The sequence below is a fragment of the Streptomyces sp. NPDC088915 genome, assembly GCF_044749825.1.
Lineage (GTDB): Bacteria > Actinomycetota > Actinomycetes > Streptomycetales > Streptomycetaceae > Streptomyces.
In genome coordinates, this window is record NZ_JBIVIR010000001.1 from 87,234 (window position 1) to 109,634 (window position 22,401).

The 22,401-nt window shown below is 69.7% G+C and carries 24 protein-coding genes, 1 tRNA gene and 1 other RNA gene; 6 read left to right on the forward strand and 20 right to left on the reverse strand.

What is annotated here, in order from left to right; translation table 11 throughout:
- Positions 1-96: 96 nt before the first annotated feature.
- The 3 genes from purD to ffs all read right to left on the reverse strand — a co-directional run bounded on the left by purD (position 97) and on the right by ffs (position 3,824).
- On the reverse strand, positions 97-1,347 hold the full coding sequence (gene purD, locus ACIP5O_RS00410) for a phosphoribosylamine--glycine ligase (RefSeq protein WP_401286721.1): 1,251 nt from the start codon (positions 1,345-1,347) through the stop codon (positions 97-99).
- Positions 1,348-1,408: 61 nt separating this feature from the next.
- Positions 1,409-3,574: a DNA polymerase III subunit gamma and tau gene (locus ACIP5O_RS00415; RefSeq protein ID WP_401286724.1), complete on the reverse strand. Its 2,166-nt coding sequence runs from the start codon at positions 3,572-3,574 to the stop codon at positions 1,409-1,411.
- A 151-nt stretch (positions 3,575-3,725) separates the two neighbouring features.
- An RNA gene (gene ffs / locus ACIP5O_RS00420) (signal recognition particle sRNA small type) lies at positions 3,726-3,824 on the reverse strand.
- Positions 3,825-3,942: 118 nt separating this feature from the next.
- Here ffs and ACIP5O_RS00425 point away from each other — a divergent pair.
- A tRNA-Ser gene (locus tag ACIP5O_RS00425) sits at positions 3,943-4,030 on the forward strand.
- A gap of 62 nt (positions 4,031-4,092) precedes the next feature.
- On the opposite strand, the gene ACIP5O_RS00430 is transcribed toward ACIP5O_RS00425, so the two are convergent.
- From ACIP5O_RS00430 to ACIP5O_RS00475, 10 genes are all read right to left on the reverse strand, one after another.
- Positions 4,093-5,373, reverse strand: coding sequence for a tyrosine-type recombinase/integrase (locus ACIP5O_RS00430; protein ID WP_401286726.1), 1,281 nt, complete (start codon positions 5,371-5,373; stop codon positions 4,093-4,095).
- A gap of 10 nt (positions 5,374-5,383) precedes the next feature.
- On the reverse strand, positions 5,384-5,605 hold the full coding sequence (locus ACIP5O_RS00435) for a helix-turn-helix domain-containing protein (RefSeq protein ID WP_401286729.1): 222 nt from the start codon (positions 5,603-5,605) through the stop codon (positions 5,384-5,386).
- A 473-nt stretch (positions 5,606-6,078) separates the two neighbouring features.
- Positions 6,079-7,554, reverse strand: coding sequence for an ATP-binding protein (locus tag ACIP5O_RS00440; protein WP_401286731.1), 1,476 nt, complete (start codon positions 7,552-7,554; stop codon positions 6,079-6,081).
- A gap of 1 nt (position 7,555) precedes the next feature.
- Positions 7,556-8,392, reverse strand: a complete 837-nt coding sequence (locus tag ACIP5O_RS00445; RefSeq protein WP_401286734.1) for a DNA primase — start codon at positions 8,390-8,392, stop codon at positions 7,556-7,558.
- Positions 8,389-9,066, reverse strand: a complete 678-nt coding sequence (locus ACIP5O_RS00450; protein ID WP_401286736.1) for an SAM-dependent methyltransferase — start codon at positions 9,064-9,066, stop codon at positions 8,389-8,391. Before ACIP5O_RS00450 ends, ACIP5O_RS00445 begins: the two co-directional genes overlap by 4 nt.
- A gap of 91 nt (positions 9,067-9,157) precedes the next feature.
- On the reverse strand, positions 9,158-9,346 hold the full coding sequence (locus tag ACIP5O_RS00455; RefSeq protein ID WP_401286739.1) for a hypothetical protein: 189 nt from the start codon (positions 9,344-9,346) through the stop codon (positions 9,158-9,160).
- 115 nt (positions 9,347-9,461) lie between these two features.
- A complete protein-coding gene (locus ACIP5O_RS00460; protein WP_401286740.1) occupies positions 9,462-9,713 on the reverse strand; it encodes a hypothetical protein in 252 nt (83 codons plus the stop codon).
- Positions 9,714-9,854: 141 nt separating this feature from the next.
- The gene (locus ACIP5O_RS00465) at positions 9,855-12,047 is read right to left on the reverse strand and encodes a cell division protein FtsK (RefSeq protein ID WP_401286743.1); all 2,193 of its coding nucleotides are present in this window, start codon (positions 12,045-12,047) and stop codon (positions 9,855-9,857) included.
- Positions 12,048-12,135: 88 nt separating this feature from the next.
- Positions 12,136-12,345, reverse strand: a complete 210-nt coding sequence (locus tag ACIP5O_RS00470) for a DUF6257 family protein (RefSeq protein WP_401286746.1) — start codon at positions 12,343-12,345, stop codon at positions 12,136-12,138.
- A gap of 78 nt (positions 12,346-12,423) precedes the next feature.
- Positions 12,424-12,801, reverse strand: a complete 378-nt coding sequence (locus ACIP5O_RS00475) for a DUF6251 family protein (RefSeq protein ID WP_401286749.1) — start codon at positions 12,799-12,801, stop codon at positions 12,424-12,426.
- Positions 12,802-13,044: 243 nt separating this feature from the next.
- Here ACIP5O_RS00475 and ACIP5O_RS00480 point away from each other — a divergent pair, with 243 nt between their 5' ends.
- Positions 13,045-13,290: a hypothetical protein gene (locus ACIP5O_RS00480; RefSeq protein WP_401286752.1), complete on the forward strand. Its 246-nt coding sequence runs from the start codon at positions 13,045-13,047 to the stop codon at positions 13,288-13,290.
- Between the two features lie 12 nt (positions 13,291-13,302).
- Here the strand turns inward: ACIP5O_RS00480 and ACIP5O_RS00485 are convergent, their stop codons facing one another.
- Genes ACIP5O_RS00485 through ACIP5O_RS00505 form a run of 5 tightly spaced genes read right to left on the reverse strand, consistent with a single transcriptional unit; the run spans position 13,303 to position 15,839 of the window.
- On the reverse strand, positions 13,303-13,629 hold the full coding sequence (locus ACIP5O_RS00485; RefSeq protein WP_401286754.1) for an RRQRL motif-containing zinc-binding protein: 327 nt from the start codon (positions 13,627-13,629) through the stop codon (positions 13,303-13,305).
- A complete protein-coding gene (locus ACIP5O_RS00490) occupies positions 13,626-14,246 on the reverse strand; it encodes a GGDEF domain-containing protein (protein WP_401286757.1) in 621 nt (206 codons plus the stop codon). The genes ACIP5O_RS00485 and ACIP5O_RS00490 overlap by 4 nt, the downstream gene beginning before the upstream one ends.
- Positions 14,243-15,241: a DUF2637 domain-containing protein gene (locus tag ACIP5O_RS00495; protein ID WP_401286759.1), complete on the reverse strand. Its 999-nt coding sequence runs from the start codon at positions 15,239-15,241 to the stop codon at positions 14,243-14,245. The genes ACIP5O_RS00490 and ACIP5O_RS00495 overlap by 4 nt, the downstream gene beginning before the upstream one ends.
- Positions 15,238-15,576, reverse strand: a complete 339-nt coding sequence (locus tag ACIP5O_RS00500; RefSeq protein WP_401286762.1) for a hypothetical protein — start codon at positions 15,574-15,576, stop codon at positions 15,238-15,240. Before ACIP5O_RS00500 ends, ACIP5O_RS00495 begins: the two co-directional genes overlap by 4 nt.
- On the reverse strand, positions 15,573-15,839 hold the full coding sequence (locus tag ACIP5O_RS00505) for a DUF6284 family protein (RefSeq protein ID WP_401286765.1): 267 nt from the start codon (positions 15,837-15,839) through the stop codon (positions 15,573-15,575). The genes ACIP5O_RS00500 and ACIP5O_RS00505 overlap by 4 nt, the downstream gene beginning before the upstream one ends.
- Before the next feature lie 693 nt (positions 15,840-16,532).
- Here ACIP5O_RS00505 and ACIP5O_RS00510 point away from each other — a divergent pair.
- The 4 genes from ACIP5O_RS00510 to ACIP5O_RS00525 all read left to right on the forward strand — a co-directional run bounded on the left by ACIP5O_RS00510 (position 16,533) and on the right by ACIP5O_RS00525 (position 19,584).
- The gene (locus ACIP5O_RS00510) at positions 16,533-16,883 is read left to right on the forward strand and encodes a winged helix-turn-helix domain-containing protein (RefSeq protein WP_260606637.1); all 351 of its coding nucleotides are present in this window, start codon (positions 16,533-16,535) and stop codon (positions 16,881-16,883) included.
- Positions 16,884-17,114: 231 nt separating this feature from the next.
- Positions 17,115-18,131 carry an AAA family ATPase gene (locus tag ACIP5O_RS00515; RefSeq protein WP_401286768.1) on the forward strand — a complete coding sequence of 339 codons (1,017 nt, stop codon included), beginning with the start codon at positions 17,115-17,117 and terminating at the stop codon, positions 18,129-18,131.
- Positions 18,128-18,718, forward strand: a complete 591-nt coding sequence (locus ACIP5O_RS00520) for an AAA family ATPase (protein WP_401286770.1) — start codon at positions 18,128-18,130, stop codon at positions 18,716-18,718. Before ACIP5O_RS00515 ends, ACIP5O_RS00520 begins: the two co-directional genes overlap by 4 nt.
- Positions 18,715-19,584: a DUF1932 domain-containing protein gene (locus tag ACIP5O_RS00525; RefSeq protein WP_401286772.1), complete on the forward strand. Its 870-nt coding sequence runs from the start codon at positions 18,715-18,717 to the stop codon at positions 19,582-19,584. The genes ACIP5O_RS00520 and ACIP5O_RS00525 overlap by 4 nt, the downstream gene beginning before the upstream one ends.
- On the opposite strand, the gene ACIP5O_RS00530 is transcribed toward ACIP5O_RS00525, so the two are convergent.
- Both ACIP5O_RS00530 and ACIP5O_RS00535 read right to left on the reverse strand, forming a co-directional pair.
- Positions 19,567-20,211, reverse strand: a complete 645-nt coding sequence (locus ACIP5O_RS00530; protein WP_401286775.1) for an HAD family hydrolase — start codon at positions 20,209-20,211, stop codon at positions 19,567-19,569. The genes ACIP5O_RS00525 and ACIP5O_RS00530 overlap by 18 nt on opposite strands.
- 854 nt (positions 20,212-21,065) lie before the next feature.
- A complete protein-coding gene (locus ACIP5O_RS00535; protein WP_401286777.1) occupies positions 21,066-22,244 on the reverse strand; it encodes a Fic family protein in 1,179 nt (392 codons plus the stop codon).
- Positions 22,245-22,401: the final 157 nt, after the last annotated feature.

Here is a 22,401-nt window from a genome sequence, read left to right on the forward strand (position 1 = left end):
GATGGAATGGCTTTGGGCAAAGGTGATGGCGCTCGCGCGGCCGTACGGTCCACCGCACGGCCGCGCGAGGAAATCCCGGAAGGGCCCGGTGAGGGATCAGGCCTCGGCGGCCTTGCGCGCGATGTCCGTGCGGTGCTGGGAGCCGTCGAGCCGGATGCGGCCGACCGCCGCGTAGGCGCGTTCGCGGGCCTGCGCCAGGTCCGTTCCGGTGGCGGTGACCGAGAGGACGCGGCCGCCCGCGCTCACCACGGCGTCGCCGTCCCGCTTCGTACCGGCGTGCAGCACGTACGCGTGCGGGGCGTCCTGCTCCGCGATCTCCTCCAGGCCCGTGATCGGGTCGCCGGTGCGCGGCGTGTCCGGGTAGTTGTGGGAGGCGACGACCACGGTGACGGCGGCGTCGTCCCGCCAGCGGAGCGGGGCCTGGTCGGCGAGGGTGCCGTCGGCGGCGTTCAGCAGGACGCCGGCGAGCGGGGTCGCGAGCCGGGCCAGGACGACCTGGGTCTCGGGGTCGCCGAAGCGGGCGTTGAACTCGATGACCCGGACGCCGCGGCTCGTGATCGCCAGACCGGCGTACAGCAGGCCGGAGAAGGGGGTGCCGCGGCGGCGCAGCTCGTCGACGGTCGGCTGGAGGACGGTCTCCAGGACCTCGTCGACCAGCTTCGGGTCGGCCCAGGGCAGCGGTGAGTAGGCGCCCATGCCGCCGGTGTTGGGGCCCTCGTCGCCGTCGAGCGCGCGCTTGAAGTCCTGCGCGGGCTGGAGCGGCAGGACGGTGGTGCCGTCGGTGATCGCGAAGAGGGAGACCTCGGGGCCGTCCAGGTACTCCTCGATGACCACGCGGTCGCACGCGAGCGCGTGCGTCCGGGCCCGGTCGAGGTCGTCGGTGACGACGACGCCCTTGCCGGCGGCGAGGCCGTCGTCCTTCACCACGTACGGGGCGCCGAAGGCGTCGAGCGCCTCGTCGATCTCCTCGGGGGTGGTGCAGACGTAGCTGCGGGCGGTGGGCACGCCGGCGCCGGCCATGACGTCCTTGGCGAAGGCCTTGGAGCCCTCCAGCTCCGCTGCCTCCCGCGAGGGGCCGAAGACGGGGATGCCGGCCGCGCGCACGGCGTCGGCGACGCCGGCGACGAGCGGGGCCTCCGGGCCGACGACGACCAGCTCGGCGCCGAGTTCCGTGGCGAGGCGCGCGACGGCGTCGCCGTCCAGCTGGTCGACGGCGTGCAGCTCGGCGACCTCCGCGATTCCGGCGTTGCCGGGCGCGCAGTGCAGAGCGGTGACGTCGGGATCGAGGGAGAGAGAGCGGCACAGGGCGTGTTCGCGGGCGCCGCCGCCGATGACGAGGACCTTCACGCCAGCCAGAGTAGCCCGCGGAACGGGATGCCCTTCGTACGGGCCACCGAGCGAGACGCCCCTACTCGTTCGTGTATTCCTCCACGACCGTGGCGCCGAGCTCGCGCACGATCAGGTCGTGCCCGGAGAGGGCCGAGTCGACGAGGTCGGGGTCGTCCTCCTCCGGAACGTCGTCCTCCGGCGCCACGGGCTGCGGCGCGGGCGGGGAGTACGCGGGCGCGGACGGGGCGTACGAGGATGCGGCCGACGCCTTCGCGGGCCCGGACGGCTGCGCCTGTGCGGGGGCGGGGGCCGACTGCGCGGGCTGTGGCGCGTGCTGTGCGTGCTGCGCCTGCTGTACGGGCGACGGGGACGGGGCCGGAGGGGCCTGATGGAAGGAGGGCGCCGGGGCGGGGGCCACCGGACGGCCGCCGAAGTTGGCGGCGGCGGGCGGCGGGGCGGCACCGCCCGAGGGATCGATGATCGCCTCGATCTTCCACTGGACGTTGAACTGCTCGGCGAGGGCCTGCTTCAGGACGTCCTCGCTGCCGCTGCTGGCGAAGTTGTCCCGGGCGCCGGCGTTGAGGAAGCCGAGCTGGAGGGTGGTGCCGTCGAACCCGGCCACCTGCGCGTTCTGACTGAGCAGGATCCAGGTGAAGCGGCGCCGGTTCTTGACGGCGTCGAGGATCTGCGGCCAGAGGTTCCGCACCTGGGAGGTGTCGCCGCCGGAGGGAGCGGGGGTGGGGGCGGGGGCCTGCGGGGCCGGTGGGGCCTGCGGGGCGTGCGGGGCGTGTGCGGGGGCGGACGTGGCGGCGCCGGGCCAGGCGCCGGGGGCGCTGCCGCCGCCGGGCGCGGCCGCTCCGGGCCAGGCACCGGGCCGGGGCCCGGCGGGCGCCGGGGACTGCGGTTCCACGTGCTGTACGGGGGCGGGCCGGGCCGCCTGCGGGGCCTGCTGGGGCTGCTGTACGGGCGGGGGCGGGGCCATGGGGGTGTGGGCGTCGGGCCCGGGGACGTACCCCATGGCGGGCGCGGGGGGCCCGGAAGGCCCGGGGGTGAAGACGGGCGCGGGCGCGGACGCGGCGGCCGTCGTGACGCCGCGCTCCAGCCGGTCCAGGCGCGCCTGGAGGGAGCGCTCGTCGTCGAAGGCGGCGGGCAGCAGGACGCGCGCGCAGATCAGCTCCAGCTGGAGCCGGGGCGAGGTGGCGCCCCGCATCTCGGTGAGCCCGGCGTTCACGAGGTCGGCGGCCCGGCTGAGTTCGGCGGCCCCGAAGACGGATGCCTGCGCCTGCATGCGCTCGACCACGTCGACCGGGGCGTCGATGAGCCCCTTCTCGGCGGCGTCCGGCACGGCGGCCAGGATCACCAGGTCGCGCAGCCGCTCCAGGAGGTCGGCGACGAAGCGGCGGGGATCGTTGCCGCCCTCGATGACGCGGTCGACGACCTCGAAGGCGGCGGCGCCGTCGCCGGCGGCGAAGGCGTCGACGACGGAGTCGAGCAGCGAGCCGTCGGTGTAGCCGAGGAGGGAGGTGGCCATGGCGTAGGTCACGCCGTCGTCGGCGGCACCGGCCAGGAGCTGGTCCATGACGGACATGGAGTCACGCACGGACCCGGCGCCGGCGCGCACGACGAGCGGCAGCACGCCGTCCTCGACGGGGATGCCCTCGCGCCCGCAGACCTCGCCGAGGTAGTCCCGGAGGGTGCCGGGCGGCACGAGCCGGAAGGGGTAGTGGTGGGTCCGCGACCGGATGGTCCCGATGACCTTCTCGGGCTCGGTGGTGGCGAAGATGAACTTCAGGTGCTCCGGGGGCTCCTCGACCACCTTCAGGAGGGCGTTGAAGCCCGCCGAGGTGACCATGTGGGCCTCGTCGATGATGTAGATCTTGTACCGGCTGGAGGCGGGCCCGAAGAAGGCCTTCTCCCGCAGGTCACGGGCGTCGTCCACGCCACCGTGGGAGGCGGCGTCGATCTCGATGACGTCGATCGACCCGGGCCCGTTCCGCGCGAGGTCCCGACAGGACTGGCACTCGCCGCAGGGGGTGGGGGTCGGGCCCTGCTCGCAGTTCAGGCAGCGGGCGAGGATGCGCGCGCTGGTCGTCTTGCCGCAGCCACGGGGTCCGCTGAACAGGTACGCGTGATTGACCCGGTTGTTCCGCAGGGCCTGCTGCAACGGGTCGGTGACATGCTCCTGCCCGATGACCTCGGCGAAGGACTCGGGGCGATAGCGGCGGTAGAGCGCGAGAGACGACACGTGTACGAGGTTATAGGCGTGCACCGACAACCCGGGAAAAACGGCCGGGGGCGGGGTCTCGCGGGCTCCTGGGTTCCTGGGCTCCTCGGCTCTTGGGCGAGGACCGAGCTCCGGCTGCCGACGGGGCCGGCTGCCGACCACCGCTCCCGGGAACGCAAGCGCCCCCCACGCACCCGCCAGAGCCGACCTACCCTTGCTGCCTTCCGGCCCTGGGGGAGTTCAGTCAGATAGCGCCGCGTGAGGGGCTGCGCCCAGACTACCCGATGCCGACGGCACGGGGACCCCGCCTCCCCCGCCCGGAACCCCCCGCCGGCCCCGTCCGGGATCGAGTTCGCGAGCACCCCCCTCGGTCATGTAATGTTCCCGGCGGAGGATTCGCCTAGAGGCCTAGGGCGCACGCTTGGAAAGCGTGTTGGGGGCAACCCCTCACGAGTTCGAATCTCGTATCCTCCGCCAGTGCCTCACCGGGCACGATGTCGAAGGGCCCCACTGTTCGCGGTGGGGCCCTTCGACGTTTCTCAACTCCCGTTGTCCTGGTTTTTGTCCACAGCGGTTGTTTCCGGGGCTCCCCAGATCGCCGCGCCGATCTTCCGGGCCACTTCCTTCAGAAGGTGGTCGGGGACGTGGAGGTACCGCGCCCGCATCCGCGCGGCCCCGCCCGGCTCCCACCCCATGATCTGATCGATCACCCGATCGGGAACGCCCAGCAGCATCAGCACCGTGCCGGCGGTGTGCCGGGCGTCGTGCAGGCGGCCCTCACGGACCGCCGCGTCCTCCAGGAGGCGCTTCCAGTCGTGGTAGTCCGTGTTCGGGCTCAGAGGCCCGCCCAGGGGCTTGGTGAACACGTAGTCCGACTTCGACCACAGGTCACCGGCGATCTTCCGCTCGTGTTTCTGCTCGCCCTGGTGGGAGCGAAGCATCGCGACCAGCGGCCCGGGAAGAGGCACCGCCCGACGGCCCGCCTTCGACTTTGTGTTCTTGGTCTCACGCCGGGTCTGCACCCGATCCGGGCAGTAGCCTGCCTTCCGCCCGCAGGGGGCGGAGTCGGAGCAGCCGTGGGCGTACTTCGGGCGAAGCCGGTTCCGGCGCAGCTTCAGGTACTCGTTGTCCAGGTCGACGTCCTCCCAGCGCAGGCCCAGCGTCTCGCCCTGCCGCAGGCCGAGGGCCAGGGCGAGCATCCAGCGGGCGCTGTTCCGCCGCTTATTCACTTCGAGCAACAGGCGCTGGACCTCCTCCACGGAGTACGGCTCCACCTCCGCCTCGTCCTCCTCCATCCGCGGGGGCTTGGCGAGCGCGGCCGCGTTCTTGCTCGCGTGGCCGCGCCGCACCGCCTCGCCCAGCGCGGTGCGGGCCGTGCGGTGCGCCTGGTGGGCGGTGCCTGCCTTGCTGCCGGCCTTCTGCATCCGGCGGTACAGGCTTTCCAGGTGTTCGGGCTCCAGGCGGTCGATGCGGTGCTTTCCCACGCCGGGGACGAGGTGCACGCGGACAGCGACTTCGTAGCCGTCGTAGGTGTTCTCGCTCACGACCGGCTTGGCGATGTTCTCGATCCAGTGGAGAAGCCACTTCTCGACGGTCCACGGCTTACCGGGCTGGCGCGCCGAACCTTCGTCGCGCTGCTTCTCCAATCGGCGGACCTCGTCCACCAATTCCTTGCGCGTCGGGCGGGTCAGGTGACGGCGGTAAGGCGTTCCGTCGTCCTTGTAGCCCATCGGCACTCGGGCGTGCCAACGCTCGTCCTTGCCGAAGTAGATAGCCGATTCGCCATTGGCTCGGCGCGTTCGCCTCTTCTGTTCTTCCATCGTGTTCCCTTTAGGCGGCCGGCCGGTGGGCACGGCGAAGCTGGGCGGCGAATTCGATGACGGCGTCGGCGGGGACCCGGCGGAGTCGGCCGACGGGTACGGACTCCAGCTCTCCGGTGCGGATGTAGCGGTAGCAGAGGGTTCGGCCGATCTGGAGGCGGCGGGCGGCCTCCTCGACCTTCAGCAGGACGAGCGTGTGGTCTTCTCGCGAGTCGAGGTCTCGGTCATTCATTCGGTGCACTCCTCCGGGCGAGAGGGGACGGCCTGCGGGGTGCAGGTGGCGTGTGTGTCCGAGGTGGGAATTTCTGCGTCATCGCGTCATCTGCGTCATTCGGGGGCCTGACCTGTGGTTTCAGGTGACGCAGGGATTGGAGGCGTGTGTCATCCGTGACGCAGGCGTCCGTCACCGGGGTGACGCGGATGACGCAGGATGACGCAGAGATTCGGGCTCTGCGTCACCCTCGTCCGTGCAGGTCAGGTGCGGTTTCCGGGGGTGTGGTGACGCGGGTGACGCAGCGTCTTTCCACTTAGGAAAAAGACGGGGGTTGTCTCTGTTGTTGTGCGCGCCTTCGGGCGTGAAGAGGGAGCCGCGGAGCGGCACGCCCTTTGGGCGGCGGCAAGCCGCCGAAGAGCAAGAGGAGCACCCCGGCGCCGGGGCGAGGCGTGCTCCTCTTGCTTGTGCGCGAGCAGCCGCGGCGGTGCGGGCTAGAACGCCGTTTGCTGTTCGTCGGCCGGCGGCGTGGGGCGGGTCATCTCGATGTAGCGGGCCGTCTTGGTGCGTCCCCAGTCGACCAGGAGGCCGCGTGCGGCGAGGACGGGTTGGAGGCGCTTGAGGCGGTCGGAGAGGACTTTGCCGGTGGTGGGCCAGCCCTTGGGCAGGGGCCGGAACTCTCCCTCGTCGGTGTAGAGCTGGGTGAGGGCGTGGAGCCACTCGGCCGACGTCATCCGTACCTCGCTGCCGGGTTCGATGTCGGCGGCGCGCTTGAGGACGGTCTGGGCGAGGATGTCGCCCTCGATGACGTCGTCGTTGAGGTCGTCCAGGCTGGCCCGGTAGGCGTCCAGCGCCCCGAAGTTCCGGGCGGCATCGAGCTGCGCGCACAGGTGGGCGAAGTCGGCCATGCGCAGGTCGGTGGGGATGTCGGCCTGAGCGGCGCGAACCTCGACGGCCAGGTCGAGGACGGAGCCGAGGATCACCGGCAGGGCCTCGGCGAACTCGCCCCACAGCTCCGCCTCAGTCCGCCGCACCCTCGGCCGCTCCAGGCGCAGCGGCAGGAGGCGTTCGGCGAGGTCGGGCCGGATAACACCGACGTCGATGCCGGTGAGCAGCATCGGCCGGCGGTAACGGGAACGGACGACGTCGCCGTCGGTGAACAGGGCCCGCTTGATGTTCTCCGCTCCAGTGACGATGCAGCACATCAGGTCGGAGAGGTCCGGGCCGAGGTGGCTCAGGTTGTCCAGGCCGGTGATCCACCCGGCCGCGACGGCGGTGATCAGGTTCTCCTCGTCCTTCGGAGCCCGGCGCAGGTCACCGCTCATCCCCTCGATGATCCGCACCAGCATCTTCCCGGCCGTGGACTTTCCCGCGCCCTGCGGGCCGGTGAGGAACGGCGCGGGGACCGGCGCGTCGGGGCCGAGGCAGCCGACGAGCCAGGCGAGGGCCAGGGCCTCGCCCTGGACGCTGGCGAAGTTGCACAGCCGCATCAACAGATCGATGCCCTTGCCATCGGTGCCCTTGACCGGCAGGGGCAGTTCCCCGGTGAGCTGGGTGCGCCGCCAGCACACCTCGCGCGGGTCGGGAGTGCGGATCTCCCAGCCGTTGGGGTGGATGCGGACGGACTGGCCGTCGTCGCGGCCCAGGTCGAGCCAGGTGGCGCCGTCGAATCCGGGGGCGACGCGGATGTGGACGGGCTGGACGTCCTCGGTGAGCGCGAGTGCTTCGATCAAGTCCAGTGCCTCCTTCAAGGCGGTTCCGTTGAAGACGCCGAGCCCGTCGTGGAACAGACCGACCATGAGTTCCTGCCGGTGGCTCCCGGTCGTTCCCTGCGAGCGGATCGGGCGGGCGACGGGGTGGCCGTTCTTCTGGGCGTAGACGGTGCCGTCGACCGTGCGGAAGTAGCGGAAGTGCTCCCGCGCGTAGTCGCTGATGATCTGGCGGGCCGGGTTCTTCTCGTCCTCGGACATGTCACATCCCCAAAGCAGCGGAGGCGTTGGCCCACGCGTCGGTGCAGTGCCGGGCCGATTCACCCCGGGCCTGGGCAGCGGTGAAAAGGCGGCCGATGTGCGCCTCGGTCAGGCAACCGCACCGGCCATGGGCCGCGAGGACCGCCAGGAACGTCCGGTACACCGCCGCGTGCACCCCGCTGGTGGCGGTGCTGATCCGCTGCTCGGCCATGGCGATCCCGCGCTCCAGGTAGACGGGCGAGCGGTGCGGGCACCGCCCACCCCCGGCCGGGGCAGGCACCGCGACGGCGCGGGGTGCGGGCCGGGTGGCGGGCCTGTCCTTCATCAGCTCGTGCACGGCGGCCGGGACGTCGGTCATGGGGCCGGTGCCGGATCCGAGCCACCGGGCGTAGGACATCAGCGACTTGATGTCGACGCCGTCGCGGACACCGTTCACCGATCGGACGGTGCCCCGGTAGATCCAGTGCTGCCCGCGCGTGGTGGCCACGGTCGTGGTGGGCGGAAGGGCGGTGCGGGCCCAGTCGACGGCGGCCGGGTTGTCGAGGTCGACCACGGTCACACCGGCGCCGCCGGGGTGGTAGCCGATCGCCCGCGCCCGCCGCCACGCCGCCGCCCACTGCGGGGAGCCGACGACGTTTGGGTCGGTGGTGGCCGCCGCCCAGCCGTGGCACGGCCACGGGCACACGCACGGGCCGGGGACCCGCATATTCGGCCGTCCGCCGCAGGCGAGGTCGTCGCAGGCGCGGCAGTTGCCAAAGGGGCGCTTGTCGGCCCGCAGGGGCAGCACCGGCAGGCCTTGTCCGGCGAGGCCGAGGGCGGTGGTGGGGATGCTGTTCACGCGACCACCCCCGTAAGGGCGGTCAGGGCGTGAGTGCCGACGTGGCGGGTGTAGGCCGGGGGGATGCATTCGCGGATGCCGTCGCGGTTCATCCAGGGCACGCCCATGACGCGGCGGGCGTGGTCGACGCCGGAGAAGTTGCCGACGAACTGGCCGTAGTGCCCGGGCGGGATGGGGCGGCCCATCTTCGCCTGCGGCGCCACGTGTACCGGGTGGCCGGGCGGGGTGAGGGTCCATCCGCCGGTCTCGAAGTAGCGGTGCCGGTAGGTCTTCAGGGAGAACATCGCCCCGCACAGCATCACCGGCTCGCGCAGTTTGGGTACGGCGCCGCCGACGTTCTCGATCACCCACGGCCGCCCGGTCGACTCCAGCGCGGCGCGGGTGGGGGCGATCAGGTCGGGGTGGGTGTTGCCCTGAAGGCGCTGGCACTCGGAGTCGTGCTGGCACGGGGGCGAGGTGTGGATGAAGGCGAACCGGGATCCGTACTCGCGGATGAAGGCGACCGCGTCAGCCTGGATGAAGGTGAACGGGTAGCGGGGCTGCGGGGCAAGGTCGACGCCGACGACATCGAACCCGGCAGCCGCGTATCCGGCGGCGGCGCCACCCTGGCAGCAGAACGCGTCCAGGAGTAACGGCCGACGGCTCTCTCGCCGGAACAGGATCGGATGAGTCATGCTGGGTGTCTCCAGTTCGTTGTAGCGGTCTGGATGCGAGGGCGGCCCCGGACTTTGCCGAGACGGGGGCCGCCCTTCGTGCTGTCGAGGATCAGAGGTCGGGGAGGGCGGCGATGAGGCTCTGGGTGAGCTGGTTGATGGTGGTGGCGGCGCCGGTGGAGGCGAGGAAGAAGCCGAACATCACGGCGATGAACGCCGATCCGGCACCGAGGGTCTTGGAGCGGAGCAGGAAGAACAGGACGAGCCCGAAGAGCGCGACCAGGGAGACGGTTATGGCCATGGGTGGTGCTCCGTTCCGGTGGTGACGGGCGAGGGGGCGGGGTCGGCGGCCGGGCAGCTCGTGAGGGTGAAGGCGAGCAGTAGTCCGGCCAGGGAGAGGCAGGCGGTGCGGCGCATCAGCGGGCACCGGCGTGGTAGGTGCGCGAGGCGCGGTTGTAGAGCCAGCGGCCGAGGCGGATGCGCTTGCCGGTGGCGTGGCAGCGGCGGCAGTCCTTGCCGCGCTTGGGCCGTCCCTTGCGATCGGCCTTGAGCAGGTGGCCCAGTCCGTGGCACTTGCGGCAGTCCCCGAACGGCGACACCGCACACGTAGCGACGTAACCGAGGGTGACGGCGAGCAGGCAGGCGATAGCGAGCAGGGCAGGGGTCATGCGGGGCCCTCCCAGGCGGTTTCCAGGGGTTTTCGCAGGTGGGCCGCTATCCGCTAGCGTCCAGATCAGGACACGTATGGGGCGCTAGCGGGGCCGCTAACGTTAGCGGGGACTACCGCTAGCGACAGCGGCCCCAAAGCCCTATCCCGCGTCCTGCTTTCCGTCACGATCTGTGACGGCGGCGGTAATGTGGGCGCGGGTGATGCCGCGCCGGTTGACGACCTTGCCCTCCACCCGGCGGCCGACCTGGACGGTGGCGATGCCGTGCGGCTTGAGGGCCGGGGCCAGCGCCTCGGGCTCCCATCCGCCATAGACCTCCGGGCGCAGCTCGGCGAGGCGGGCGACGACGGTCTCGGACCACACCTTGGCCTCGGCGGCGGGGACGACGGCGAGGATGTCGGCGAGCAGGTCGTAGGCCGGGCCGGTCACCACCTCCGCGGCTTCCCCGGCCGCGTAGCCGGAGAGCAGTCCGGCCTTCTCGCGGGCGGTGCGGGCCCGGGCGGCGATCGCCTCGGCGCCGGGGGCGTCGACGTAGACGGAGGCGACGATCCGGGCGTCGGAGCCTTCGCCGACGAAGTAGTGGATGCCCTTGTCGCCCCAGGCGAACATCGTCGCCCGCACCCCGCGCTTGTAGGAGGAGGTGCCCAGGACCATGTCGTTCTCGGTCTGGCCCATGACCTTCAGACACCAGCGGGCGCCGGCGTTCGCGCTGATGCCGGTGGGGAGGGACTTGGCGTCGGGGCGCTGGGTGGCCAGCAGCAGCACGATCCCGGTCGCGGGGCCGCGCTTGACCAGGTCGGTGGCAATCTCCTCGAACTCCTTGCCGTGCTCGGGGTGCTCGAAGAGGACCTGGCACTCATCTACCCCGACCACGATCGGGTGCAGCCGCAGCGACGCCTTGTCCGCGAGCTGGGAGGTGACCTTCGACTCGGGGCAGATGTCCCGGGGCAGGGACCGGATCGCCTTGGTCCGGCGCCGCAGTTCCTCACGCAGCTCGCGGAAGTCGGCGAGCACGTAGCCGATCGACTCATCGTCGTCGCCGGCGGCGTGGCGGTGGGAGACGGCGTTGCCGACCGGGTCGAGGTCGCCGGTGCCCTTCATGTCGTAGGTGTGCAGCTCCGCGCGCGGGTCGAGGGCGGCGATGAGCAGCAGCAGGCGCAGCAGGAACGTCTTGCCCATGCGCGGGATCGCCCCGATCACCCCGGCGATGTACATCAGGGTGACGTCGACCCAGCGTCCGCGCTGGTCGGTGCCGTAGGCGACCGGCTTGAACAGATCCACCCCGCCCGACTTCGCCAGCGGCCAGGCGGGCTTCTTGGCCTGGTTCATGTCCTGATCGCCCACCCACAGCACGAGGCGTCCGGTGTGCTCGTTGGGCACCGCCTCGGGCCACACGCAGCCGAGGGGGCGGCGCAGGCCGGAGGCGAGGCGTTCGCGGCGCTCGATGATGTCGGTCACGGTCACGCCGAAGGGCAGGTTGCCCTCCGCGCGCCAGCCGGGGCCGTCGCGGGTGATCGGGGCGGTGAACTCGAACCCGTCCCGCCCCTTGCCCTGCGCCTGGTTGATCGCCGGGATACCGAGGGCACCCAGCGCGCGCAGCACGATGTCGGACGTCAGCTTCATCGCCTTCGGCAGTTCGACGGCACGGTGGACGACCGGGTCGTCTGCCTTGCGGCCGGCCGCACCGAGGGCGATCAGGACCGTGCTCACGGAGACTGCTTGGACCCATCCGGGCGCCAGCACGTACAGGGCGAACGCGGTGATCAGGCCGGTGAACAGGGCGAGGGCGGCGATGGTGCCGCGCAGCCGCACCCGGGCGTCGCGCTGCGAGGACAGGCGCAGGTACTCGGCCGCGTCCTCGCGCCGCACGGCCGCGAGGCGGACCGCCTCGCCCTCGCGGTCGGCCATCCAGCGCATCACGCCGCCGACGAACCGGGCGGTGCCGGCGGGCGACTGGAGTGCGAAGCGCAGGACGTAGACCGGGGCGCGCAGCGCGTGGTAGCCGACCGTGTGGGTGTAGTGGCGGGCCACCCACCCGGTCGCGGTGCGCAGTTCAGAGGCCGACCGCAGCCAGAGCGGGACCACGTCCCGGCGCTTGGCCGCGGCCAACCGACCGAGGTAGCCGGGGCCGGTCGCGGCCGGGGTCGGCCGGTCGACCACCACCCGACCGGCCGCCTCCTCGTCCTCCAGGTCGGTCGGGTCGGTGGTCGGGGCCGTCTCGCGGGCGGCGCGGGCCTTGTCGAGGTCGACCACCTCGGCCCCGGCCGACCGGTCGTCGGCCATCTCCGCTTCGAGCCGGTCGAACAGCTCGCTGTCGTCATCGGGGTGCTTCACTGAAACGTCCTCTCCAACACCGAGGGGGACAGAGAAAGGCCCGGGGCGGTCGGGGTGCTTGGCGGCTGTCGGCCGTCCCGGGACACAGCTACTTGCCCTTGCGAGCGTTGTTCTCGGCGCGCTCGCGGGCCTTGTCGATGACCCGGTTCACGTTGCTCTCCAGGTCGGTGTGACGAGCGTCCGGGCGGCTGATCGACCGCTTCGCCATCCGGCCCACGTTCCACGCGATCCGGGCGTGCTCGCGGGCGGTGAGCGGCGGGTAGTCCGGGTCGTACTCGGTGTCCTTCTTGCTGGCCACGGTCGCGATCCCTTCCGGGGCCGGGGCTGTCCCGACTCCCCTTGGCCCCCGTACGAGACGGGAGCCGCGGGCAGCCGGTCAGCGGCGGCGCTTGCGGGACTTCGTGAGGATCTTGGCGGCGGCCTTGCCGTCCGGGCCGCCGACCGACTTCACGACCGTGACGACGCCCCAGGCCAGGACGGCGGCCAGGAACGCGAGCAGGGCCAGGTTCGCCGCGATCGCGGTCAATGCGCCGACCAGCAGCGGGCCGAAGTAGACCCCGGCCGCGACCGTGCCGGCGCCGATGCCGGAGCCGAGTGCGATCCGCTGAACCGTGCGGTCCGGGGGCGCCTGGTGGATGTGCTGGTGCACCACCTGCGGGGCGACCGGCTGAACCGGCGCGGGCAGGTGGTCGGCGTAGACGTAGGTGCCGTCCGGGAGGCGGACGACGGGGGCGGGTTCGGGGAGGTGGTTCACGTGTTCTCCCTGTTCAAGGGACCGCTAGAGTCGCGGCCCATGGGGGACCAGAGACGTGTGAGGCAGTGCAGGGAATGCGGGCGACCGCTCGATGAGCGAAGCCGGTGGCGGCGCCCGAAGCGGTTCTGTAGCCGTTGGCATCGCCTGCGGTACTGGCTGGGAGAGGCCGCAGAGCTCTTCTTCGGCTAGCGCTGCGGATGAAAATGTTTGCCGTGTCCGACCACGTGCTGGAAAGATCGCTTCATGGGTCTTTCCGAAGGCTTGGCTGAGTGGAATGACTGGGACGGTGCCGCCTTCGAAGTGGGCCGCTCACTGGGGATCTTCAGCGAGGCCGAGAAGTTCACGCAGGTCAAGCGGGTGTTCTGGACGGACAACCCGCTGGGGAACGCTCTGCATGAGGTGCTCTTGCAGTTGGCTGCGGCAGGGGTGCTGGAGCGGCGGGAAGAACCGGACGAACAGTTCCGGTGGCTCGGGCGTGAAGCGTCCTAAAACCCGGCCCGTTCATCCACCGGGGTAGGCACAGGGAGTGCACATGCCGAGCGAGGCGGGGATGCGGTATCCGGCATCCCGCCCGCACTCCGGGCAGACCCGCCGGGCCGCGTTCGCCCGCTCCAGAGCCGCCCGTTTGGCCGGGGTCATGGGCCGGACCGGGCGGGCAAGGTCGACGCGGTAGAGGTAGGCGACCAGCGGCCTGCGCCGACGGCGGGGGCGTTCGAGCTGGGCGACGACCGGCTGACCGGCCGGGCGGAGCCCGAGGGCGCGGAGCTGGCGGAAGGTGGCCAGGCCCTCCGGCGCGAGGCGCCAGCGGTAGACGGGCAGGGTGCTCATGCCGCGCCGCGCCGTCCGGGGCGGCGGCCGGCCACCGATCCGAGCAGCCGCCCGAGACGGGCCCGGTAGGGCCCGGGGCGGCCGGAGCGCTTAGCCGTATACATGGCCTCATCCGCGCGGCGCAGCAGCACCGACAGGTCCTCGCCGGGGTGGTCGGCGGCCCGTACCCATCCCAGGGACACCGTGGTGTGCACGGCGGGGTGGGTGGCGACCGGGCGGGCCAGGACGTGGGCGAGGGTGTGCAGCCGGTCGGCCATGGTGCCGTCGCGGTCGATGACGACGGCGGCGAACTCATCCCCGCCCAGCCGTCCCGCCACCCCGCCGGGGGTGACGGCGTGGGCGAGGCGGGCGGCGACCGCGGCGAGCAGCGCGTCCCCGGCGGCGTGGCCGTGGGTGTCGTTGATCTGCTTGAAGCGGTCGACGTCGGCGAGGACTACCACCGCTCTCGGGTCTTTCAGCAGGGCGGTGGCGCGGCGGGTGAAGCCGTCGCGGGTGCGCAGCCCGGTGAGCGGGTCACGGCGAGCGCGGCGTAAGGAGCGGCGCAGCCACACCGTGTGGACCGACCATCCGACCGCCAGCGGACCGGCGGCGGTGAGGGAGGTGAAGAGGGCGCTCATGCCGGGGTCCCTTCGAGGAGGAGGTCGCCGTCGCGGTGTTCCTGGTAGCGGGTGGAGACCCAGCCGACCGACCAGCCGCACAGCTCTGCCGCCGCCCGTACCGGCAGGCCCTCGCCGAACGCGGCGTGCACGATGGCGCGGGCGCGGTTCTCGGGCAGCTTCTCGTTCACCGGCCCGCCGGACAGCAGCGCGGCCCGTTCACGAGCCGCCCGCTCCTCACGCTCTTCCCGCTCCCGGCGGGCCGTCGTCTCCCGCTCCAGCCGCTCGGCCTCGCGGCGTTGGACGGCCTCACGCTCACGGCGTTCACGCTCGCGCTCCTGCTGTTCACGCTCCCGCTCAGCGCGTTCACGGCCTTCCCGCTCCGCCCGCTCCCGGGCCTCACGCCGCTCCTGCTCCTCACGTCGGGCACGCTCTTCCCGCTCGGCCTGCTCGCGGGCGATCCGGGCTTCGTGGTCGCGCTGTTCACGGGCCTGCGCGGCTTCGTACTCACGCCGCTCCCGCTCGCGGCGCTCGGCCGCTTCCCGCCGTTCCACCGCCGCCTTCTCGCGGGCTTCCCGCTCCGCCTGCTCCCTGGTTTTCAGCTCGGCCAGAGCAGCAGCGATGGCGCGCCGGTAAGCGAGGCCGGTCTCTGCGGTGACGATCAGCAGCAGCGGAGCGACCGAGTGGACCGCGACGCCGACCAGGTCTTTCTTCAGCGCGCTGTCGGCCACGTTCAGGGCGAGCGTCATGCCGCCGGTCATCCACCGCAGCACGATGGGCCACCGGCCGCCGTCCCCGCCCAGGCGGGCCAGGACCGAGTCGAGGCGGACCACGATGACGACCGCCGCGTCCACGACCACGGGCAGAATCGGTGCGGTCCAGCCCCAGCCTTCCGGGGTGTGCCGGGACGCGAGCGGGGTGACGGTCAGGACCGAGTACAGCATCGCTCCGGCCACGATCAGCCACGTGCCGACCGACAGAGCGCGGTCGGCCGAACGGATCTGAACACTGTTCACGCCGCCGCCCCCGAACCCGCAAGCACCCGCTCCGGCTCCGGTACCGAGGTGTAGCCGGTCAGCTCCAGATCGGCCCCGGCGAACACCATGAGGGCTTTCAGGACCTGGGTCCGGCCGTCGCGCTGAACGCGGTGAACGACCGACTCCGGGGCGATGTTCAGCGCCTCGCGCCACGCCTCGAACGCGGCGAAGTCGTCGTGGAACGACAGCGACAGCCGCTCCGGGTAGACCGTGGTGACGTCCACGCACGGCGCCGGCAGATGCGGGAAGTCGACCGCGAGCAGCCGCAGCGCCGACAGCGGGACGGACAGGTCCGCCAGCGTCAGCCCGCTCACGCGGCACCGCCCGACTGCACCGTACCGGCGCGGTTGGTCAGGTCCCGGCGGGCCGCCATCACCCGGTTGCGGGCCCGGCGGATCCGCCGCTCGTCCAGCACCGTGGCCGGGCGGTCCAGGGTCATGATCTGCGCGTCGAGCAGGTCGACCTCCGCCAGGATCAGCGGCATCTCGGTCTCGATCGCGTCCAGCTCCGCGTCCGACGGTTCACCGTCGAACGGGGTGGCCGTAACAACGGCCTGAAGTGCAGCGATGGACAACATTGGGTGTGTTCCTCTCAGACAGGAACGGCCCGAACCGACCCCCCGGTGTTCGAGCACCGGGGGGTCTCGCCGTTTGGAACCATCCGGCTCCCCTCAACCCCGCCCGTACGGCACCCCGCGAATGGGGCCCGGACGGGCGGAGGAGGCAACCGGCCGGCGCCCGTGGGACGCCGGTGGTCAGGTGACGCGGTGGGCGTAGCCGCTCCGCCGGTCCAGCGGAGATGGCGCCCAGGGTCTTAAGCGCTTCACGTCGGCCTCCAGAGAGGGGCGGACATGGGTACGTGGTGTAGCTCGCGATCTCTGCCCTTGTCTCACCGCACGCATGGATCACTTGTCCGCCCCACAAGGGCGGCCTGGGAAAAGGTGCTTGCTGCTCGCGCGGCAGGGCCTACGGCTTGTCGCAGATGCCTGTAGCTCTCTGTTCAGTTCTCAACCGTGACAGGCGCTTCCATCGAGCCGACCCGCCTACACGGGGCTCTCCGGGCGTCATATGTACAGGTCAAACAGGGCCGTTAGTCCGCTCCCTCGGGCGGAGGAAGCGGCCTTGCGTCTATGCCTCAGAGTGCACTGTGAGGCAGAGTTCGTCAACCCGTCTGGGAACAAGGCGGGCCGCGCCGCTGGTTCTCTCTCTGCTGCTTCGGCACTATGAGGCAGAGGCCACGTTGCGTGGGACGGAGAGAACCCGAGGTGAAGATGGTCGAGTGGACCGGCAAGCCCGCCTATCAGCAGGTGGCCGACGACCTTCGGCGGAGGATCGCGGCCGGCGAGTTCGCGCAGTCGGAGAAGCTGCCGTCGCTCTCCGAGCTCCAGGACGCGTACGGAGCCACGGTCACCGTGGCCCGCGACGCGATCCGTCAGCTCAAGACCGACGGGCTCGCCGTGAGCCACCAGGGCAAGGGAGCGTTCCTCACCCGCGATGCCGCGGCTGCGGCCAGGCTGGCCGACCCGAGCGCGGCGATCGAAGAACTGCGGGAGGAAGTGGCCAAGCTTCGCAGTGAGGTCGGAGACCTGCGAGAGCGCGTCGCCGTGCTCGAAGGCAACTGACCTCCGTAGGGTTCGCGCCGATCTGTACGGGCCGCTGAGCTGAGACATGGACACCTCTCTTGTAGGTGTGCCATTTTCACCTCAGGGGCCCTCGGGGCGTTATCACGTTCCTCTACTCGATTGAGCGCCAGGTCTTTTATACATCCGCTTACACATGCACTATCACTGTTTTCCATGGACCTAACCGGAGAGCTACACTCGCGGCTCCGGCTAGCTATCTAGGAGGGGTAGATGGCTCGCAAGCGCCCAGACTGGAATCCTGATCTCCTGCGTCAGCACAGGGAGGAGATTGGACTCACGCTGGAAGACACGGGGGAAAAGCTCCGAGAAATCGCGGAGCGGCACGGCTTCAATATTGCGGCCAACTTCCAAACCATCTGGGGGCACGAAAAGGGGGCGGTGTACCCCGGCCCGCACTATCGCCGGGCTTACTGCCGCCTCTATCGCCGGAACGAAGCCCAGCTCGGGTTCCGTCGAGCGCTGCCAGGAGAGGAATCTCCCATGGATTCAGTCCCCGTACCCGCACCCCGAACCCAAGGCCTTCCTGATCAGCCACAAGCTGTACGCCAAGCCCTCAGCAGCATTCGGGGGGGAACCCAGGACGCCGACAGTGAAGCCCTGATCGATCGCGTGATGGACGCCTGGGGGCGTCGCCACTCGGACGGAGGCTCGGGCGGACCGTCCGTGATCCTGGTCGGAGGGTACGCCGGGTCCGGAAAATCGGAGTTCGCGAAGTTTCTGGGCAGCCTCACCGGTTGGCCGATTCTCGACAAGGATTCGCTTACCCGCCCATTGGTGGATCAGCTCCTGATCGCACTCGGCGGAGAGGCGAACGACCGCAGTTCGGAGCTGTACCGGGAGAAGGTTCGCCCCCTTGAGTATCGCTGCCTCATGGAGGCGGCATGGGACAACGTCGACTGTGGAATCTCGACAATTCTCGATGCACCTTTCATCTCGGAATTCTCCCAGGTCGAATGGATGCAGCGATTCCAGAACCGGTGCCGGTCGAAGCGAGTTTCCGTTGCGGCGATCTGGGTCGAATGCGACCCCGACTCGATGCGTGAGTACATCGAGTTCCGTGGTGCAGCCCGGGACGCTTGGAAGATGCAGGAGTGGGATGAGTACCTGAAGGGGCTCGACTTCTCGATGCGCCCTCAGGGCCCTCACTTCGTGGTGGACAACCGGCTTGGCGCCGCCGTCGCCATGGTGGACGAAGCGAAGGATGTCCTGAGCGGGGGAGGACTGTGACCCCCTCCGGCGTGATCCTGTACGGGCCTCCCGGCGCCGGGAAGGACACGGTGTCGGCTGAACTCTCCCACCTCAACCCGGCCTTCACTCTCTTCCAGCGCCTTAAGGCCGGGCCGGGCCGGACTACGGGGTACCGGCTCACCACCGCCGACCACATCAACGATCTCGCGCTGGCGGGGGAGCTGCTGTACCGGAACGCCAGGTACGGAGCCGAGTACGCGATCGATCGTGCCGAGGTGAGGTCTCTCCTGGCAGCGGACCGCATCCCCGTCCTGCACATGGGGCAGGTCGAGGGGGCGCGCGCGGTTGAGGCGTTCCCCACGCATTGGGTCAAGGTGCTGCTCTGGTGTTCCGAGGAGACAACCCGGGAACGTTGCATCGCGCGCGGGGACAAGGACGTCGACGCCCGTCTCAAGGTCTGGCACGAGACGCGGCAAGATCTGCTGGACCATGCGACAGAACCATGGACGCTTGTGATCCGAACCGATGAGGTTGGCCCGGTCGAGGCTGCCCAGGTCATCGACTTTGCCAGGGCGTCCGGTTCCGCCAGCAAGGTACGCGGCGACATCCGGGAGCTTGTCGGATGACCGTTCTCGGCATCCTGCACCCCGGCAGCATGGGGGCGGCGGTCGCGGCCCAGGCGAAGAGCAGAGGGGCCCGTGTGCTCTGGTGTCCCACGGGCCGCAGCGCGGCGAGCAGGAAACGCGCGGAGGAGTACGGGCTCGAACCAGTCGCTGCGCTGCGGGAGCTGAGCGAGCAGGCCGACATCGTCCTGAGTATCTGTCCCCCTGCCCATGCGGAAGAGGTCGCGGCGGCGGTTGCTGCCCAGTCCTTCTCAGGGCTCTACGTCGACGGCAACGCAGTCTCCCCGGCCGCCATGCGCCGCATTGCCGAAACAATCTCGCGCGCCGGCGCGACCGTGGTTGATGGTGCCGTGGTCGGCTCCCCTCCGACGGGCTCGAAGTCCCCCCGCCTGTACGCGGCCGGTCCCGGTGACGCGCTGGCCCGAGTCACGGCCCTCTTCAAGGGATCAACGGTCCGGGTGCACGAACTGCCGGGGGCCGTCGGCCAGGCTTCCGCACTCAAGCTGTCCTACAGCAGCTACCAGAAAGCGAGCCGGGCGTTGGCCGCGGTCTCGTACGCACTCGCTGCTGAGCATGGCGTCGAGGAAGAGCTACTCGACATTGCGAGGGGGCGGGCGAGCAGCTACCTCGCGGAGACGGAGTACTTCCCGAAGACCGCAGCGCGCGCGTGGCGCTGGGCTCCCGAGATGGAGGAGGTGGCCCGCGCTCTCGATGAGGCGGAGCTGCCCTCGGAACTGGCGACGGCCGCCGCCGCCGTGATGGAGCGGTGGGGCGCGCTCAGGGACAAGCCCATGACCGTCGAACAGGCCCTTACCACCTTGCATACACCGATGAGCGTCGAAGGAGTGGAGCTAGAGAGCAAGGGCTGAAAGTGCTGCCGTCGCCTCGGCGACATCCGCCACCACCACATCGGGGCTGCGCACATTCTTGGGCCACTGCCGTCCGGCGGCAATCCACATGGTGTGCAGCCCCGCAGCTCTCCCGCCCTCGATGTCCGTCTCGGGGTTGTCCCCGACCATCCAGCCGCCAGCGCTCAGATTGATGCCGCACAGCGAGGCCGCCGTCTCGAAGAATTGGCGCGCAGGTTTACGGACTCCTGCTTCACCTGAGACACAGATCGCGTCGAACAGGGACACGAGACCGGCATTCATGAGCTTGACACGCTGTATGTCGCCCGCGCCGTTCGTGGCCACCCCAAGCGTCCAGCCCATCCGTCGCAGCTCACGCAGTCCATCCTCTACGCCGGGATAGCAATGGACGGTACTGGTCATCCCTTCCACATACTCCTGCCAGAGATCCTCTTCACGATCACTCAGCCCAAACGTTGCCCCCACGGCAGCAAGGTCGGCCGGGTACGCCCGCGCCTGCAGCCGCTCGCTGATCATCAGAGCGGCAGCGGGCGGCAGAGAGCGCGACCACGCGAAGCGGCGGGCCCACCTCTCCAAGCCGCTCTGCCTGTTGATCAGCGTGTTGTCGAGGTCGAAGAGTGCGAACACAGAGCAACCGTAAGCGAGCCCGCCAGAGGGGCGGCCGAAAACAGGTGAAGGATCGAGATCCGTAGCTAGCTATGTAGATCAACCAGAGAAGGAACCACGAGGGATCAGGTTCCCGCTGGTCACAGCGAAGGCGAACTGTAAGGCTGACTCACCGGGAGGGCACTTATCCACAACGCCTGTGGACAGTAGACCAGTTATCGCACCGGTAATACCTATGCTTGTAGGCGTAGCTCCTGTTGCTTCAGGAACTCGCGGTTCAGGCGCGAGTCCATGTGCCCCGGCCCGATCGGAGGAGCCGGTACGAGGAACAGGAGGTTCGATGGTGAGTCCCGAAGCAGGTGACCCCAGGAAGCAGTGGACCAGTCCGGAGAGGTGGCAGGTCGCACTGGCAGCGCTGGGGGTGCTTGTGGCGGTGATCGCCTTGGCGTTGGAACTTGCGCGGTAGCTCCAACGTGACGAGAACCGAGACGGCCGTGCCGGGAGCAGTCGAGCCCGGCCGGATGTAAGACGGCCGGGCTCGGTACTGCGCGTGAGGGCCCTCCCCGTCTTACCCACGGGGAGGGCCCTTCCCGTCTTACCCACGGGAAGAGCCCTTGTTATGCGGGCCGTCACAACACCCCAGCGTACTGCTCAGTGCGTCAGCAAACTGAGCTGGAGATCTGGGGATCGCTGCAGACTTCATGGGCCATACGTGGACCATGACCAGGGACCTAGCGCCTCAGAGGAGTACTTGAGCAGGTCAGCGCCCTAGTAGCTGCTGGGTCCTGACCGGTTCTGAAGCTTGTTAACTGTGCTCGGCGCAAGCGAACAAGCCCCACCCTGTTAGGCGGAGGCTCGTTAAGCAATCATCGCGGTCAGTCGTTGGCTACCAGTGGCATGAAGGCGCGCAAGCGATCAAGGCGCGGCTGGACTGTCGTGACGGTGCCACGCTTGTGCTTGGCGAGCAAACCCATTGTTTCAAGCGCATTGACGTCACGAGTCACCGACTTGTCCTGTTTATCCGCGTATGCGAGTGCAAGCTGAGGGGTCAATTCGCGGATCGAAGCCTTGGTCGTCCACTCCCCGGGCGGCAGGCTCAGGATGAGGAGACGCTGGCGTGTGCAGGCAGGAGTGTGCTTGTCACGGAAGGCATCATGGACGAAGTTCACCCAAGTCACGCCTAGCTGCTGACTTTGGATCTCTTCGATCTGCTGGCGCAGGCCGTCGACAAGACCTTGCAGCGCGTATGCGATGAAATCGCTTGTGCTGTGAGGCTTCAATTCGCTCGTGCGGCGCAGCTCCCGGTAGTACACGCTGCGCGTCTTGTTGTAGTGATCAGCGAGAACGTGCGCTGCGACTGTCGGCGCACCGGAGCGCACCAAGAGCTGGAACTCAACGAGTCGTGCCGTTCGACCGTTGCCGTCCTCGAAGGGATGGATCCAGGCGATGTACAGGTGAGCGAGGATGGCAGACAGGACTGCGACGGGCTTCTCGTACTCAGTGCCGATGGTCCGCTTCCGCATAGCTTCCAACCAACTGCAGAGATGGTCGAGTAGGTACGCGCAGTCTTCAGCCGGCGCGCCGCGGTAGTGGGAACCGACAAGCACGCTCGTCGTGCGGATCCGCCCCGGCGTGGCGTCGGCATCAGTGAGGCCTTCGAGGACGATCCGGTTGAACTCTTCAATGCGGTCGACCGTCAAGCTCAGGGGATGGCGCTCTAGCACATCCTCGACGATCAGGTTGTAGCCAGTGATCACGTTGTCGATCTCTTGGCCGAGGTACTCCTGCGACGGGGGGAGGTTCAGCTCGTGATCGACCCGCTGTCGCACCTGCCTTTCAGAGAGCGTGTTGCCCTCGATCTGGGTGGTCGCATGAGCGCCCTTGGATAGGTAGATCTGGTTCAGCTCGCTGGCAACCGAGGGCTGGAGGGGGACGCCGGCGATGTGGTCCAGCTTGGATACGGCTTCACCGACGAGCATCCAGCACTTGTGGTTGAGCTTCTCTAGGTTCAGCTCGAAGTTGATCCACGGGTGTGACTCTTCGTATGACCGCATGACTGACCTCTGATTCTGTTGTATCTGTGCAGGTCAAGCGCGCATGCACAGATTTAAGCACCTCTTTCTGTCCAGTCTACTGTTCACCGCTTAGGTGGCAATACAGCACTCGGCCAGTTGGGAAGGGTGGGTCCACATGCCATCTCCGTCAGGCTGC